At 52.4% G+C, this 14,612-nt stretch carries 18 protein-coding genes and 1 pseudogene; 8 read left to right on the top strand and 11 right to left on the bottom strand.

What is annotated here, in order from left to right; translation table 11 throughout:
* Positions 1–2: 2 nt before the first annotated feature.
* From NEA10_RS21150 to NEA10_RS17675, 5 genes and pseudogenes are all read left to right on the top strand, one after another.
* Positions 3–458, top strand: coding sequence for an FGGY family carbohydrate kinase (locus NEA10_RS21150; protein WP_374111794.1), 456 nt, complete (start codon positions 3–5; stop codon positions 456–458).
* Positions 394–972: an SDR family NAD(P)-dependent oxidoreductase gene (locus tag NEA10_RS17660; protein ID WP_374111795.1), complete on the top strand. Its 579-nt coding sequence runs from the start codon at positions 394–396 to the stop codon at positions 970–972. Before NEA10_RS21150 ends, NEA10_RS17660 begins: the two co-directional genes overlap by 65 nt.
* 24 nt (positions 973–996) lie before the next feature.
* Positions 997–2,229: pseudogene (gene glmM, locus NEA10_RS17665) on the top strand (phosphoglucosamine mutase); the annotation flags it as partial.
* A gap of 27 nt (positions 2,230–2,256) precedes the next feature.
* Positions 2,257–2,448 carry an element excision factor XisI family protein gene (locus NEA10_RS17670; RefSeq protein WP_374111913.1) on the top strand — a complete coding sequence of 64 codons (192 nt, stop codon included), beginning with the start codon at positions 2,257–2,259 and terminating at the stop codon, positions 2,446–2,448.
* 60 nt (positions 2,449–2,508) lie between these two features.
* Positions 2,509–3,135, top strand: coding sequence for a Uma2 family endonuclease (locus tag NEA10_RS17675; protein ID WP_252662659.1), 627 nt, complete (start codon positions 2,509–2,511; stop codon positions 3,133–3,135).
* A 67-nt stretch (positions 3,136–3,202) separates the two neighbouring features.
* On the opposite strand, the gene NEA10_RS17680 is transcribed toward NEA10_RS17675, so the two are convergent.
* The 9 genes from NEA10_RS17680 to NEA10_RS17720 all read right to left on the bottom strand — a co-directional run bounded on the left by NEA10_RS17680 (position 3,203) and on the right by NEA10_RS17720 (position 10,769).
* Positions 3,203–3,664 (bottom strand): restriction endonuclease, encoded by a 462-nt coding sequence (locus NEA10_RS17680; protein WP_252662660.1) that lies wholly within the window; start codon positions 3,662–3,664, stop codon positions 3,203–3,205.
* Positions 3,665–3,678: 14 nt separating this feature from the next.
* Positions 3,679–4,113, bottom strand: coding sequence for a hypothetical protein (locus NEA10_RS17685; protein ID WP_252662661.1), 435 nt, complete (start codon positions 4,111–4,113; stop codon positions 3,679–3,681).
* A 3-nt stretch (positions 4,114–4,116) separates the two neighbouring features.
* Positions 4,117–4,827, bottom strand: a complete 711-nt coding sequence (locus NEA10_RS17690; protein WP_252662662.1) for a ParA family protein — start codon at positions 4,825–4,827, stop codon at positions 4,117–4,119.
* A gap of 45 nt (positions 4,828–4,872) precedes the next feature.
* Positions 4,873–5,850, bottom strand: a complete 978-nt coding sequence (locus tag NEA10_RS17695; RefSeq protein WP_252662663.1) for an aldo/keto reductase — start codon at positions 5,848–5,850, stop codon at positions 4,873–4,875.
* 38 nt (positions 5,851–5,888) lie between these two features.
* Entirely contained in the window at positions 5,889–7,058 is a 1,170-nt protein-coding gene (locus tag NEA10_RS17700) for a DUF4336 domain-containing protein (protein WP_252662664.1), read from the bottom strand.
* A gap of 36 nt (positions 7,059–7,094) precedes the next feature.
* Positions 7,095–9,104 carry a DNA sulfur modification protein DndD gene (gene dndD, locus NEA10_RS17705; protein WP_252662665.1) on the bottom strand — a complete coding sequence of 670 codons (2,010 nt, stop codon included), beginning with the start codon at positions 9,102–9,104 and terminating at the stop codon, positions 7,095–7,097.
* A gap of 104 nt (positions 9,105–9,208) precedes the next feature.
* Entirely contained in the window at positions 9,209–9,757 is a 549-nt protein-coding gene (locus NEA10_RS17710; protein WP_252662666.1) for a Spy/CpxP family protein refolding chaperone, read from the bottom strand.
* 98 nt (positions 9,758–9,855) lie between these two features.
* The gene (locus NEA10_RS17715; RefSeq protein ID WP_252662667.1) at positions 9,856–10,215 is read right to left on the bottom strand and encodes a hypothetical protein; all 360 of its coding nucleotides are present in this window, start codon (positions 10,213–10,215) and stop codon (positions 9,856–9,858) included.
* On the bottom strand, positions 10,212–10,769 hold the full coding sequence (locus tag NEA10_RS17720) for a sigma-70 family RNA polymerase sigma factor (RefSeq protein WP_252662668.1): 558 nt from the start codon (positions 10,767–10,769) through the stop codon (positions 10,212–10,214). The genes NEA10_RS17715 and NEA10_RS17720 overlap by 4 nt, the downstream gene beginning before the upstream one ends.
* Positions 10,770–11,116: 347 nt before the next feature.
* Here NEA10_RS17720 and NEA10_RS17725 point away from each other — a divergent pair, with 347 nt between their 5' ends.
* Positions 11,117–11,536: a cupin domain-containing protein gene (locus tag NEA10_RS17725; protein ID WP_252662669.1), complete on the top strand. Its 420-nt coding sequence runs from the start codon at positions 11,117–11,119 to the stop codon at positions 11,534–11,536.
* A 51-nt stretch (positions 11,537–11,587) separates the two neighbouring features.
* Here NEA10_RS17725 and NEA10_RS17730 read toward each other — a convergent pair whose 3' ends face one another.
* Positions 11,588–12,244, bottom strand: a complete 657-nt coding sequence (locus NEA10_RS17730) for a pentapeptide repeat-containing protein (RefSeq protein ID WP_252662670.1) — start codon at positions 12,242–12,244, stop codon at positions 11,588–11,590.
* Positions 12,245–12,312: 68 nt separating this feature from the next.
* Complete coding sequence (tmk, locus tag NEA10_RS17735; RefSeq protein ID WP_252662671.1) at positions 12,313–12,951, bottom strand: dTMP kinase; 639 nt, start codon at positions 12,949–12,951, stop codon at positions 12,313–12,315.
* 186 nt (positions 12,952–13,137) lie between these two features.
* Between tmk and NEA10_RS17740 the strand changes: the two genes are divergently transcribed.
* Together NEA10_RS17740 and NEA10_RS17745 are read left to right on the top strand one after the other, a co-directional pair.
* Positions 13,138–13,692 carry an Npun_F5560 family protein gene (locus NEA10_RS17740; protein ID WP_374111796.1) on the top strand — a complete coding sequence of 185 codons (555 nt, stop codon included), beginning with the start codon at positions 13,138–13,140 and terminating at the stop codon, positions 13,690–13,692.
* Between the two features lie 152 nt (positions 13,693–13,844).
* On the top strand, positions 13,845–14,471 hold the full coding sequence (locus NEA10_RS17745) for a DedA family protein (RefSeq protein WP_252662672.1): 627 nt from the start codon (positions 13,845–13,847) through the stop codon (positions 14,469–14,471).
* Positions 14,472–14,612 lie beyond the last annotated feature (141 nt).

The following is a 14,612-nucleotide window of genomic DNA, read 5'->3' on the forward strand; positions in this document are numbered from 1 at the left end:
TTATGACAAGCGATAAACGATACGTTTTAGCCCTCGATTTGGGAACCACGGGCAACCGGGCGATTCTTTTTGATCGCGATGGGGAAGTGGTGGGACAATCCTATAAGGAATTGAAACAGTATTATCCAGAACCGGGCTGGTTGGAACATGATGCTGTGGAGATTTGGCAAGATACTCTCGGCTGTGCGGAAGATGTATTAGATGAGGCTGATGTTAGCGCCAAAGAGGTGGCGGCGATTGGCTCAACGGTTCAGCGAGAAACCTGTTTACTCTGGGATAAAAATACTGGGCGACCCCTTTGGTGCGGGCCGTGTTGGAAGAGATCGCCGTCCCCCATTGGCGGGGGAGTTACACCGCCAATGGGGGACGGCGGTTCATTGTCTGACCCTGGATGTGCGCGATCGCGATGGGGTCATGAGTCAGCTAACGCAATTGCCGGTGGATTGGCAAGGGGTTGATATCCTGGTCAATAATGCTGGACTCAGTCGGGGCCTGGATAAACTGCAAGAGGGCGATCTCGATGATTGGGAGGAGATGATTGATGCCAACGTCAAGGGACTCCTCTATGTGACGCGGGCCATTGTCCCTGGGATGGTTGAACGCCAGGGGGGACATATTATTAATATTGGCTCGATCGCGGGCCGTCATGCCTATCCTCGGGGGAATGTCTATTGTGCCTCGAAAGCGGCAGTGCGGGCGATTACTCAAGGCTTAAAACAGGATTTACTGGGAACGCCGATTCGGGTGAGTGAGATTGATCCGGGTTTGGTGGAGACGGAGTTTAGTGAGGTTCGCTTCCACGGCGATCGCCAGCGGGCCAGTGAAACCTATCATGGCTTAACGCCCCTAACCGGCGAAGATATCGCGGATCTGGTCTGGTTTTGCGCCAGCCGCCCGAACCATGTCAACATTAGTGAAATGCTCGTGGTTCCCACCGACCAGGCTACGGCAACTCAAGTCTATCGACGCTAGCTTAGTTTTAATGAACATCAGGGACGGGGTGCGATCGCCCTCGGGCAAGATTCCCGCAACTCCAGTAGTATGTTAGCCATGGCCCTATCAGCGGGACTCACCGCCGCCGGGTTAGAAGTCTGGGATTTAGGATTATGTCCCACCCCCTGCGTCGCCTATCTCGCCGCCACCTCCGAAGCCATCGGTGGGGTGATGATTTCCGCCAGCCATAACCCCCCCGCCGATAATGGCATTAAATTCTTCGGGCCAACCGGGGCCAAACTCCCCTCAGACATTCAACAACGCATCGAAGCCGGAATTCGCGGCCAACTCAGCCTCAGTCAGAATAGCCCCAGTTGGGGCCATCACCATCATCGCCCCGAATTAGTCAACGACTATCTCAACGCCGTTCAAACCCCCCTGGGACTCGATTTACAGGGAATGAAAGTCGTATTAGACTTAGCCTGGGGGGCCGCCAGTCATGTAGCCCCGCAAGCCTTCGCCGCCTTGGGGGCTGAAGTAATTTGTCTTCATGATCGCCCCGACGGCGATCGCATCAACGTCAACTGCGGTTCAACGCACCTCGACCCCCTACGGGCCGCCGTATTAAGCCATAATGCCTGTTTAGGATTTGCCTTTGACGGCGATGCCGATCGCGTCTTAGCCGTAGACAGTCAAGGACGGGCCATTGACGGCGATTATATCCTCTATCTCTGGGGTCAGGCCTTGCGCAACCAGGGACAACTCCCCGATAATCTCATTGTCTCCACAGTGATGGCCAATTTAGGCTTTGAACGGGCCTGGGAGGCCCAAGGGGGCCAACTGCTGCGAACCTCCGTCGGCGGTCAATATGTTCACGCCGAAATGCAACGAACCGGTTCCACCCTGGGCGGCGAACAGTCGGGCCATGTCATTTGTAGTCATTACGGCGTTAGCGGTGATGGCCTCCTAACGGCCTTACACGTAGCCGCCTTAGTCAAACGCAGTGGAAATGGCTTATCGGAGTTAGTGAATCAGAGTTTCCAAACCTATCCCCAGGTGTTGCAGAATGTGCGAGTCGAGGATCGGGAATTGCGGTTAAACTGGCAACAGTGTGACCCCCTTCAGCAGGCGATCGCCCACGCTGAAACCGCCATGGGCGATCAAGGCCGTGTCTTGGTTCGGGCCTCGGGAACGGAACCCGTGATTCGCGTCATGGTGGAAGCGGCCACCTCCGAGTTAGTCCATCATTGGACGGATAATCTGGTGTTAGCCGTTCATCAACATCTTTTGCGTTAAGCAAACTGCAAACGAACTGTTGGACAACTGAATAACAAACAAGTTCATGGTTGTGTTCTCCACTTAGAAATTATCGGCGATAAGGTGTGGATTCACCAAGATGGCTTAGAAGATGGAATCGCCGATGAGTTACTGAACGCCGGTATCCCCCAAGATAAGATTGTTTTAGGGTTCCATCACCCTGATCTTCGACCTTATACGGGGTTTGCGATCCGTTAGAGTCTAATCCCATTTTCGCTCAGAGTCACTCATTTAGACCCCTATTTGTCCAGGTGAGCTATGTTAAACCAGATAGAAGAACAACACATTGCCCTGACCTTAGATGAGTTTCTGGATTGGTATCCCGATGGGTATGAGGGGCGATTTGAACTACATGATGGAGTCATTGTCAAGGTGCAACCAACCGGAACTCACGAGCAAGTTGCTGGTTTTTTAGCCTCTAAACTATCCATTTACATTGACCGTCAAGACTTGCCCTTTTTTATCCCCCGCCAAGGACTGGTTAAAGCCATTGATTCCCCTAAATCGGCTTATATCCCCGATGTGATAGTCTTGGATAGGAATGCCCTAGACCATGAACCGTTATGGAAACAGCGATCGACCATTATCCAGGGTGCGACTATTAAGTTAGCCATAGAAGTCGTGAGTACGAATTGGCAGGATGATTATCTAATGAAGCTGGGAGAATACGAGAAATTGGGAATTGCTGAATATTGGATTGTTGATTATTTAGGATTGGGAGGTCGGCGTTATATTGGAGACCCGAAGCAACCGACGGTTTCGATTTATGATTGGGTCGATGGAGAATATCGGGTTAACTTATTTCGAGGTCAGGACAGGTTGCGATCGCCCACCTTCCCGGAGTTAAACCTAACTGTAGAACAACTCGTTCAAGTTGCAACATGAGACTTGGGAGTGTTACATCACTTCCGGCTCATCCCCACCCACCCCATGACCTCTAACGTTATACAGATTATTCCTCCTGACAACTATCATCTCGTAAATCCTGGAGTGGCGGTAAATCCTCCAAAGCTCTTAGAAAACGCTCGGACTCACAATAGAGGTCTTCAAGACTCAACAAATGATAGCGAAAGATTCCTTGTTGAATGCGAGGATACCCCTCTAAACGAGCTAAAAATCCCTCATTTTTACCAATTGTATAACCCACACCCGAGAGCATAACACCAATTTGAGCTTCATACTTCTCCAAGCCAGCATAAAACTCATCGGCATATTTAGCACCCAACGGATATTGGGAAAGCTTACATTGAAAGTAGATGAAACGTCCATTGACTACCCCCGAACCATCGATGAGGTCATCTTTTCCACTCGGGCCAGGAGTTAAGCCCAACATCCGCGCATAAGCCTGCCCAGAACGCTGTTTCGCCGCCGAACTTGCCCGAGTTTTACTCGCAATCAGCGCCCGTAGTTGCACCCCATCCATCTCAACTAGCCAACCGGATTCATTTCAATAAGTCGCCGATAAAGAAATTCTAGACCCAGAATCACACATTGAGAAACCTCTTCTAAGAGTTCCTGCGTTTGCAGTTCTTGGAAGTCCTGCTGACTCAACTCAAGTTTATACTTGCTTACATCATGAAATTCTTGCTGATCGGGATAACCTTGAAGGTCTTGAATCTTGAGACTTTTGGCTTTGGCATAGGATAATACCAAGTGGACAGACATATAAAAAAGGTTTTTGGCCGATAAGCCCGTAAAATCCATAAGTTCCTCGACTTTGGCGGCTAGAGAACGTGGGACTTGGACGTGAACCAGATTGAGATCTTCGTCACTGACATTTTGACGACTCTCGCGATTCTCACGAGCGATGTCACTTGCTCGTTGACTGACACCGCTGATTGGAGTTGAATTAGGGGAAGACATGGCTTATTCTACCTCCGGAATTTCTACTTTAATTAAATCAATAAAATAGTTCTTTAAGTTGTCAAAATTAGGGTAAGCCCAGATGATTTTTCTCTCCTTCAAAGACGTTTGAATCTCCTGAGCTAAAGGCGGCATGGGCTGCGCAATTATGACATTCAAGTGGTGAAATTCCCAAGCCTGTAATTCAGACTCTATAGATTGATACTCAACGCCCAAAGGAACGACTTTCGCCACAGGGTTATAGTCTAACCCAGAGTCCCGAATAAACTGCACCTCCCGCTCAATATCCTGGAGAAAACTCGGAATATCCTGAATAGAGTGAGATTGAGACTGAGAAATAGGAATAATAAACAGGTCAGGTAAGGTGTCGCTCAGAAGGGTTAATGAATCCTCGGGGGGGCTGTCACTGTCAATTACAAGATAGTCATATTGGGAGTATTCTGCCTTCTTGATCGGTTTAAATCGAGAGCCTCTGGACTGGGGTGGATTCCAGAGTAAATCTAGACGGCTTCGGCAAGATACCCGAGTTTGACCAGATTGCGGCCGAGATCCTTGGAAAAATCGCCAAGAATCCGGACGCGGATCACAGTCTACGAGGAGTGTTTTCCCAATCGTTTGCTCAACCAGAACCTTGGCGATATGAACGGCAACGGTGGTTTTTCCAGCTCCACCCTTCGTGTAGTTACAGAGTATAACCTCAGTTGTTCTATCCATACCTGTTTTTTGCCAAGCTGTCGCCCCAGTACAGCATAACACACCCTAGCGGCTTTGAAAAATGTTCTGTACCATGGGCTTTTTCACCTTCGCCGCTTCCCGATCCAATTCCTCGACCTCTCCACTCTCTAACATCCAACCCAACGCCCCCAGATTTTGCTGAGCCTGTTCTAGGGTTTTCGCCCCCGGAATGGGAATCGTTCCCTTCGCCATACACCAATTCAACGCCACTTGGGCTGGAGTTTTCTCACGAGATTGAGCGATCGCCCCCAAACAATCTAACAGCGATCGCGCCCCCGGCAAAATCTGCCGACAGACCACTCCCCGCAACCCCGAAGGGGTCTTTTCGTCCGAGTATTTCCCCGTCAATAACCCCAACGCCAAGGGACTATAAGCAATCAATTGAATCCCCAATTCATCGCAGACCTCTTTTAACCCTAACTCCGTCACCGGATAGGTCGAAAGCAACGAATACTGCACCTGTAACGACACCAGAGGAATCCCCCGTTCTGCAAAACGACGATGCACTCGCCGCAAGCGTTTGGGTCCATAATTCGAGACCCCAACTCCCCGCACTTTTCCCGCCTCATATAAATCCATTAAGCCATCAAGTAAGGGCCATTCCTGCCAGGGAAAATAATTCGCCGTTGACCAGTGCATTTGCGCCAAATCAATCCGCCCCAAACGCTCCGCTGAAGCCTCCGCCGCTGCAATCATGGAACCCCGGCTAAGTCGCCAAGGATAGGGGGCTAATTTCGTGGCCAGACAAATCTCCGTCCGTTGCACCTTAACCGCCGTTTCACAGTAGCGTTGTGTGAATTGTCCTAATAGGGATTCACTGCGTCCACTGAGTTTCCCCGTTCCATAGGAGTCCCCCGTGTCAAAGAGGGTAACGCCGTTGTCTACACAGAGATTAAACACCTGTTGCAGACCCCTATCCATGCTGTCGTCATAGTCCCAAAGTAGGCGATTTCCCCAAGCCCAGGTTCCACAGCCCATCGGGGGTAAGGTTAAAGTGGTCATGGTGATTTGTCCTCAATGTTTGGCAAAATGGAAGCGAACTAACGGCTGAGTTTTGAGGGGGGAACAATACCCCGATCGCACAGAACCTGGTCAATCTCGGCTAACAGTTGTAAATCGATGTTAGGCAAAGGAGCCGGAGTCCATAAGTCCTGACTTTTGAGAAAAGCAAACGCTTGACAAAACTGCTCTTTTGTGATAGAAATAGGAGACTGAAAATGAGCAGAAATCAAGCGATCGCAGTGCCATTGAGAGACCCGTTCCACCCAATCTAAGGTCTCCTGGGGGGCACGATTAAGAATCAGTTGCTGCAACACCGGCGCCACCAAGGGGCGACCATTGCCCCGCAGCGCCTCAAAGGAGCGTTGCCAATCATCCGTCCATTGAAAGGGATATAAACCAAAGTAGTTTTTACGAGAGCGATCGCCCACCTTAAAGGCATCCCGAATCACCTGACCCCAGGGCGCTGTCTCCAAAACACTGGGGCGGAAATACGACGCAAACAAACAGATACGCTTCCAGCCCTTGCGGCGATTTTCCGGCGTATCCTCGACTCGATCAAAAGGACTATCCTTAGCGTGAAATAACAGGGGAAAACTGTCCAACTGGACAATCGCCGGGGGGTCTTCAGGAATGGCAATGAGACTATCCGTTAGCAGTAAACTCCGGCTAGGGCGGTCATAGAGCGCCACTTCCCCAAACCAACCCGTTCCCAGATTAATGGGGCCGAGAACCTCCAGGGCGCATTGGTCCGCAAAGGGGAGTTGACTGGGTTCATCAGGAATCACCCTTGTGCGATCGCCCGGAAGGCCCAACCAACTCAGCGGTAGATTAAGCGGAAAACTCCACTGTTGCGGGGCAATATACACCTGGGCCTGGGGACAGGCCCGAGCAAACGGTCCCACAAACACCTTATGTTCCAACCCCGACACCGTGGGATGGATAATATAGCGAACCGGACCATGGTCAGCCACCAATTCATGGAGAAGCCTTAAACATTCCCCAGTGGGAGCGATCGGTGCATACACCAACAACCCCCCCGCATCCAGTTTCACCACCGTCATGCGGATAGGAACCACCACATAAAAAATCCCCTGAAGTTGGTCAAACGTCCACAGGCGATCGCGCACCACCTCCCGCCGCAACGTCCGCCGCTGTCCATAGGGATAAATCGGCAACGTAAACCAAAAATTCCAAGAATACTCACTCATCTCCAATCCTGTTCCCTATTCCCTATTCCCTGTTCCCTATCCCCCTTCCCCAAACTCAAAATACCCCGATTGCACCCGAGTTTGCTGCAACTTGGGGTCATAGTCGAGGCGGTATTCCCGGGCGATCGCCCCAAACTCTCGCAGTTGCTTCGCTTCCGCCTCACGAATCTCCGTATCCGTCGACAACAAAATCACCTGATGACTCGCCGCCGGAAAATAGCGTTCCACCAGATTTTGACGGTGAGAGGAATCCAAGCGCCCTAGGGGAGTATCAATCGCCACCGGAAGCTGACGGCCCGACACCCGCGCCAAGCCCCAGAGGAAGGCGATCGCCAACAACTGCTTTTCCCCCGCCGAAAGGCGATGTTTGGGAACCATCTGCCCCTGACGATCATATAACAGTAAGCGAAAGTCCTCCGCCTCAATCACCACCCGATGCACCAAATCCGACTTATGCAACAGATAGCGGAAACATTCCGTCACCTCCAATTCCAACTTATTGAGTTTCCGTAGCGTCAACCGTTCCCGGAACTGCCCTAACGTCCGTTGCACCGATTTGGCATTATCAATCAAATGATTGGCATTTTGGCGATCGACATTCTCCTCCCCATAACTGGCCAACTCCTTCTTAATCCGTTCCACCTCAGCCCCTCGCTGCTGAACCTCCCGTTCTCGTAACTCCAGAGTCGCATCGAGTTTCTGGCGTTCCCCCTGGGCCTGCGTCATGGCTTGGAACAGGCGATCGCTCTCCTCCTTGGGGGCCGCCTGAGCCATCAACTGTTCCGTGCGAGTCAACGCCTCCAACGCCTCCTGTAACGCCTCTTGAGTCATCTCCCATTGACGGAACCCATCGAGAAGGCGATCGCCCAGCAAAGCCCCCAACCCCTGCAACTGGCGCTCACTCAACCCCAACCATAGGGCCGCCTCATCCTGGGTTTCCGGGCCATCCTCCCCTAAAAACTCTTCCACCCTCTCTAACTGAGATGTCGTCAAGTCCAACCCGTGCAACAGCGCCAACAGCCGCTGATCTCGCTCCTCCATCGCCCCCTGTAGCAAACGAGCGCGAGTTTCTTGAGCTTCCCAATCCCCTTGCTTATGAGCCATCCGTAACAACGGCTCAATCCCAACGAGAGGTAAACAACCCGCCGCCAACTCCCGCAGGCGATCGCGATGACGCTCCACCTCCTGTTTCTGACTCGCCTGCTGAGCCTCCAGGGCCGCTCGTTCCTCAGCAATCTTGCCCCCCTGAGCGCGAAACACCGCCGTTGCCCGTTCCTCCTCCTCCAGGGTCCTCTGGCGTTCCCGTTTTAACCCCTTAACCTGCTCCTGAAGTTCCTGATGCTCCTGCTGAGCCTCCTCCAAACGCCGCTCAATCGCCTCAATCTCCGCTCGTTCCTTCTTTCCCGCCAACGTCTTGCGCTTGCGATTCACCAACACCTCCAAATCCACCGCCAAGCGTTCCGCTAACTCCAACCCTAACAGAGACTTAATCGCCCCCGACACCAGGGGCGGTGGGGCCTCCTGTTCCGCCAACTCCTTCACCTGTTCCCCATCAAACAGAAACAAATTAGAAATCCCCAAAGGGAGCAGCGTTTCCACATACTCATCCCACGTTTCCGACAGGGCCTCATCCTTCCAATCACTATTTCCCACCCCATCCGGCTGATAAATCCCCAGCGTTTCCTTCCCTTCCTTGGGATGGCGATCCCAAGTGCGAATAATCCGATACCGCACCTGGCGATTATTCACCACCTGCTCAAACAGCAGTTCAATCCTCGTTTTCTCATGGGGGTCACTATGGCGATTCACACATTGAGCCAAGAAATCCCCATAATTGAGACTTCCCCGCGTTGAACATTGGGCCCGTTGTCCATAGAGGGCCAGGCGAATCGCATCCATGAGGGTGGTTTTCCCGCCACCATTCATCCCTCCGAAGAGGATAATCGGGGCCAGTTCCCCCCCTTCCGCTTCGATTGGACGTAAATTGAGTTCTTGTCGTCCGATATAAGGACCAAAGTTTTGTAGGACGAGTTCGAGGAATTTCATGGAGTCGCAAAAACGCCAGGGACGACAAAGCATTCCTGGCGTGAATATATCTTTAGAGCGATCCTAACGGATTTTGGCAACAGTTGGTCAGGATGTATCTAGCCTTAGCGCATTCCTCCGGGGCCACGACGACCTTCACCGCCCTGTCCACCACGCTCTCCTCGTTGTCCACGGCGTTCTTCCATCCACTCGCGAACCTGGGCCCGCTGTTCCTCTGTGAGAACCTCGCGGATTTCCATCATTGAGTTGAAGCGCAACTCCGACATCTCATCCCGTAACTGCATCATCTGTTGACGCTGTTGACGGATATCCTCAGACGAAGCGTTACTGCCCATCACCGTGTGCATGGTATCGCGCTGCTGTTTCATCCGTTCACGAAGTGTTTCCAGTTGCGGTTGATAGCGATCGCGAATTGCCTGGATAGAGTTCATTTGATCCGACGTCAAATCCAGGCGTTCCATCCAACGCATTTGTCCCCGCTCTCCCGGGCCCCGCTGACTCATCTGAATCTCACGAGGCCGCAAATCTTCCGCATTGGCATAGGATGTGGTTACGGTTCCCAACACTAGGAACCCTAAAAGTCCTAAGAGTGCGGCTTTGCGGGTGCGGTGGTTGTTGTGAACGGGATGGTTAAAATGAGTTGAGTTAGCCATGATTATCTAGCTCCTGAGTCAATGTTTATCGTTAATGGTTGTTGTGGGTGAACCCCAGCCGGGGAGTCGGCTCCCGTCTTGTCCCTGTCCTGTTTCCGTTAGCGCTCTGATAGCTCCCAAACCATCTCCCACTCCTCTTGTTCTCCAAAGTCAGGTTCACATTCATAGCTCGAACAATACCAACTCTCTTCGAGGAAGGTTTCGAGTTGTGCGAGCTCAGCGGGACTGAGTTGGGGAGAGAAACTGCGGTGGGCTAACCAAGCCAAGGGAATCAGGGCCGCCGCGATCGCCCCACACAACCGCCATCGCCGTCGCCGTTGAACCCGCCTAAGGGTCTGTTCCAGCCCAATTTGCTGGAGGAGTTGTGCTTCAAGTTCTGCGGGAGCGGGAGGGGGAAGCGGTTGATGGTGTTGTAAAAACGCGATCAGTGGGCGATCGTCATCGTAAGAGTCAGTCAAAATGTCACCCCCTGATTTTCAAGATAGCGACGGACCAGTTTCCGTCCATGGAATAAACGAGATTTGACGGTTCCCACGGGAATGTCGAGAATTTCCGCCACCTGTTTTTGGGGAAGATCTTCGAGATCATGCAACACAATCACACTCCTAAAATCTAATTTCAGATCTTGCAGCGCCTCTTCCACCCAATCCCGATACTGAAGTTCCATCAGATCAGGAGGATCGACCGGTGCGTCCGGTTGGAGTTTGGCCCGTAAGTTGGCGCTTTTGGCAAAGTCTCGCCGTTTATCGGTGGCGACATTCCAAACAATACGATAGAGCCAAGTGGAAAAGTATTCGGGCGATCGCAGTTTCGGCAGGCCTCTCCAAACTCGGAGGAAGGTTTCCTGAACTAGATCATCAAGCACCTCTCGACCACAAAGTTGATAAAGTGTTGCACGCACTTTACCTTGATAGCGTCGATACAGTTCCCGAAAACTCAGTTCATCCCCTTGACAGCAGCGACGCACTAATTCCCCATCGGCGGGGCGATTGGGTTTGTCTGTTGCCACCATTAATGTTTGACCATTACCGAACCTGTACCTTGTATCTAGGGATACCTCTACATCAGAACCTCAACCCTTGCTGGGTTCTAAAACTAGAGACTCAGACCCATCGCAAATGGTTCACCCTAACCCTAGACTCCCCCCCATTTATCGCTGCCTAGTCCTGCGGATTCAGCTTAGTCAGGGCAGTCCTTCCTATTCTCAGATGAAGCTAACCGCCCTGATTCTATAAAGATTGCTTAAAGCTTGGCGCAAAATTCCCCAGATTTGAGATCTGTATATCACAATGGGATTTGTGAGGGTTCATGCGCCCTCTACCCCATGACAGTTCAAGGATAGACGGAGGCGACTCGCATATGGCATCTGTTAAGGAATCGACAAATCATAAAGCGTTACCCACATTAACTGAGACCACTCAAGGCATTGCAGCCACGGAACTGCGCCCTTGGGGGTCGTTTACCGTCCTTGAAGAAGGAACTCGCTATAAAATTAAGCGCATTGAAGTCAAGCCGGGACATCGCCTCAGCTTGCAGATGCACCATCATCGCAGTGAGCATTGGATTGTCGTCTCCGGAACCGCACGAGTCATCTGTGATGAGAAGGAAGAACTGGTGTACAGCAACCAGTCCACCTATGTCCCTCAAGGAACGAGCCACCGCCTGGAAAACCCCGGTGTCATCCCCCTGGTTCTGATTGAAGTTCAGAATGGTGAATATCTCGGGGAAGACGATATTATCCGTTTCCAGGATGATTACGCCCGCAAGGACAACGGCTAACCCCCCTCGGAACAGTCCACAGCTAGATCTCGATATCCCCCAACTTCGGCATCAGAGGTTGGGGGATTTGTTTAACCCCATCGCCCCCCAGTCATCAATCTGGCTTAGCTGGGCCGCATCTAAGCGGACGCCTTGCATCTGGGCGTAGCGCAGGACCACCCCCGTCAAGATGGCACCGCTAAGATTGGCATTGTGCAGGTGAGTCTGTCGTAAATCCGCTTGGCTCAGGTTAGCGCTGCGTAAATCGGCGCGGGCGAGGTAAGAGCCGTTAAAATGAACCCCGGAGAGGTCGCTGTAGGAAAGGTTGGCTTGATAGAGATAGGCGCCAACAACCTCTGCCCCATGGAGGGTGGCTTCGCAGAGGTCGGCTTGGTTGAGATGAGCGCCCTGTAAATCCGCTTCACATAAACTCGCACGACGCAGTTGAGCGTTGTTGAGATTCGTTTGGCGCAGGTTGGCTTGATGAAAGTTCGCCCCGTTGAGGTTGGCGTCACTTAAATCCGCTCCTGTGAGGGTGGCCCCGCGAAAGTTGGCCCCAATCAGGGTCGCTCCCCGAAGATTGCAATTCGCCAGGTTAAACTCTCGGAAGTCTACCCCGATTAGATGGGCGTCGGTTAAATCTAAGGCGATCGCCCCCTGACCCTGTTTTGCATTCGTCCAGCGGGCGGCCCCATTTTCTACCAGGGCTAAATGTATCGCGTTTGCCACAATCTCCAGTCCGTTTGCCTATCGTCATTGACCCGAAGCTGACAGGATGTCTTTGAAAGCTCCCCTCCTCATGATAAGGGCTGGCCTAAGCTCTTTTGCAAAATTTTTTGAATTTCTTGTTCAAGCTCATCGGGTGGGGCCTCAGCATCGAGACGAATCATCCGTTCGGAGTCTTGTGCGGCTAAGGCCCGGTAGCCTTGACGCACTCGCTCATGGAAGGCTAAGGCTTCTCGTTCTAAACGGTTGGGTTCCCCCCGCTGCTGAATCCGTTGTAGGCCCACTTCAGGGGGGAGATCGAACCAGAGGGTTAAATCGGGCTGTAAGCCCCCTGTGGCGATCGCATTGAGCTGTCGGATTAACCCGACGTCCAATTGTCGGCCATAGCCCTGATACGCCAGGGTGGAATGGGTATAGCGATCGCACAGAATCATTGCCCCCTGGGCTAAGTTGGGCTTGAGGTACTGTTCCACATGCTGAGCGCGATCGCTGGCATAGAGGAGTAATTCCGAGCGCGGGGCAATCTCATCCTCCCCCCGCACCTTGAGCAGCAGATGACGCAACTCCTGCCCTAACAGCGTTCCCCCAGGTTCGCGAGTCGTTAACACCGGAACCGTCACCTGCGATCGCAACCAGGCCGCCGCTCGTTGCAATTGCGTGGTTTTGCCCGCTCCCTCAATTCCCTCAAAGACAATCAACTGACCTACCATAATCCCGTTTATCTCAGCAACAGCTTCACCGATGGGCTAAATTGTCTCAGAATTTGCAACAAAAGGTTGACGAAGGGGAGCGATCGCCCGGAACAGATGCTAAAGTATCGTTCATAATTAGATACAACCCATTTAAACCCCGTTGAGCTATCTCAACTGAACCGTTAGCCTGCCGAGGAGGTCATTTTGGTAAACCTGACAGAATCTCTCAACCCGCAAGAACTTCGGGCTGAAGTGGCGCATCTACAAGAAGAGGTGAAGATGCGCGATCAACTGGTGCAGCAACTCTCTCAAGAACTGTTCCGGCTCGTCAAAGGAAGTGGTAACGCCACCCCCGCCGCCAGCACCCAGGGCCAGAGTGAGCAATTGCAACTCCTCCATGCTCAACTCTCGGAAGTCGAGCAGCAAGTAGACTTCTATCAACAACAGATTGCTGAGCGCGATCGCGAACTGCTGCAACAGCGACAAACCGTGCAGGAACTTAACGATCGCGCTAGAATGCTAGAGCAGGTCGTGCAGGAACTTCCTGAGATTTATAAACAAAAGTTTGCAGAGCGGCTCAAACCGGTTCAAGAGCGAGTTGAGATGTTGCAGCGAGAAAATCGTCAGCTTCACTCCGAGCTACAAAGTGTTAGCTATCGCCTGGCTCAGCAGACCCGCCGCCAGTCTGGAAACCTTGACTTGCCCAGCTTTGAAGAGTCTCGGCAGCGGGCATCCTTACCCTCCTTTGGCGGCGCTTAATCCCCGCGTCTCTAGGCTGAGACCGGAGGAAATGCTTCCTCTCACTTCATGGGTGCGGTCTGCCTCCTCCCCGACCAATGGGGGGGTTCATTGCGTTTTTTGACCTCTAAGTGTTAAGAAATAAGAAGATTATGAGTCAATCGAGGCATTGAATGTCTGAGGCAATCTCGTTAGAAGCGGTGGAAGAAATCGCTCGTCAATACGGCTACTGGGCAGTTTTTTGGGGAATCTCCCTGGAAAATGCGGGGGTTCCCCTTCCCGGAGAAACCTTAACCCTGGTGGGAGGGTTCTTAGCTGGAGAGGGGGAACTGGACTATTGGATCGTCCTCCTCTGCGCCACCGGGGGGGCAATTTTGGGAGATAACGTTGGCTATTGGATTGGCCGCTGGGGAGGGTTCCCCCTCATGGTACGGATTGGCCGGCTATTGCGGATTTCTGAGGAGCAACTTTACGGACTGCGACATCAATTCACGAACAATGCCGCCAAAGCCGTGTTCCTTGGGCGTTTCGTGGCCCTGCTGCGGATTTTTGCCGGGCCCCTAGCGGGCATTTCCGAGATGCCCTATGGTAAGTTCTTTCTCTGTAATGCATCTGGGGCCGCTGTTTGGGCCTCGGTGATGGTGAGTCTTTCCTTTTTCGTCGGGCGTTTGGTTCCCTTGGAAAAACTCGTCTCTGGGGTCGCCACCTTTAGTGTGGGGGCCTTGCTGTTACTGGTGTTGGCCATTGCTGTCCCCCGTCTTTTGGAACTGCGAAACCCCCTGAAGATGGAGGAAAAATGAAAAACCCGCCGTGCTGATGGGGAGCGTTATAGATGTTCTATGGGCGATCGCTCCCTCATCCGTAGCGCAACTGAATAGGCGCTACGGATGAGACAATGCATCCCTCCAGCATCCTTTGTCTGAGTCCGGGACTAAGGCTCA

The sequence above is a fragment of the Phormidium yuhuli AB48 genome, assembly GCF_023983615.1.
Taxonomy (GTDB): Bacteria; Cyanobacteriota; Cyanobacteriia; order Cyanobacteriales; family Geitlerinemataceae; genus Sodalinema; species Sodalinema yuhuli.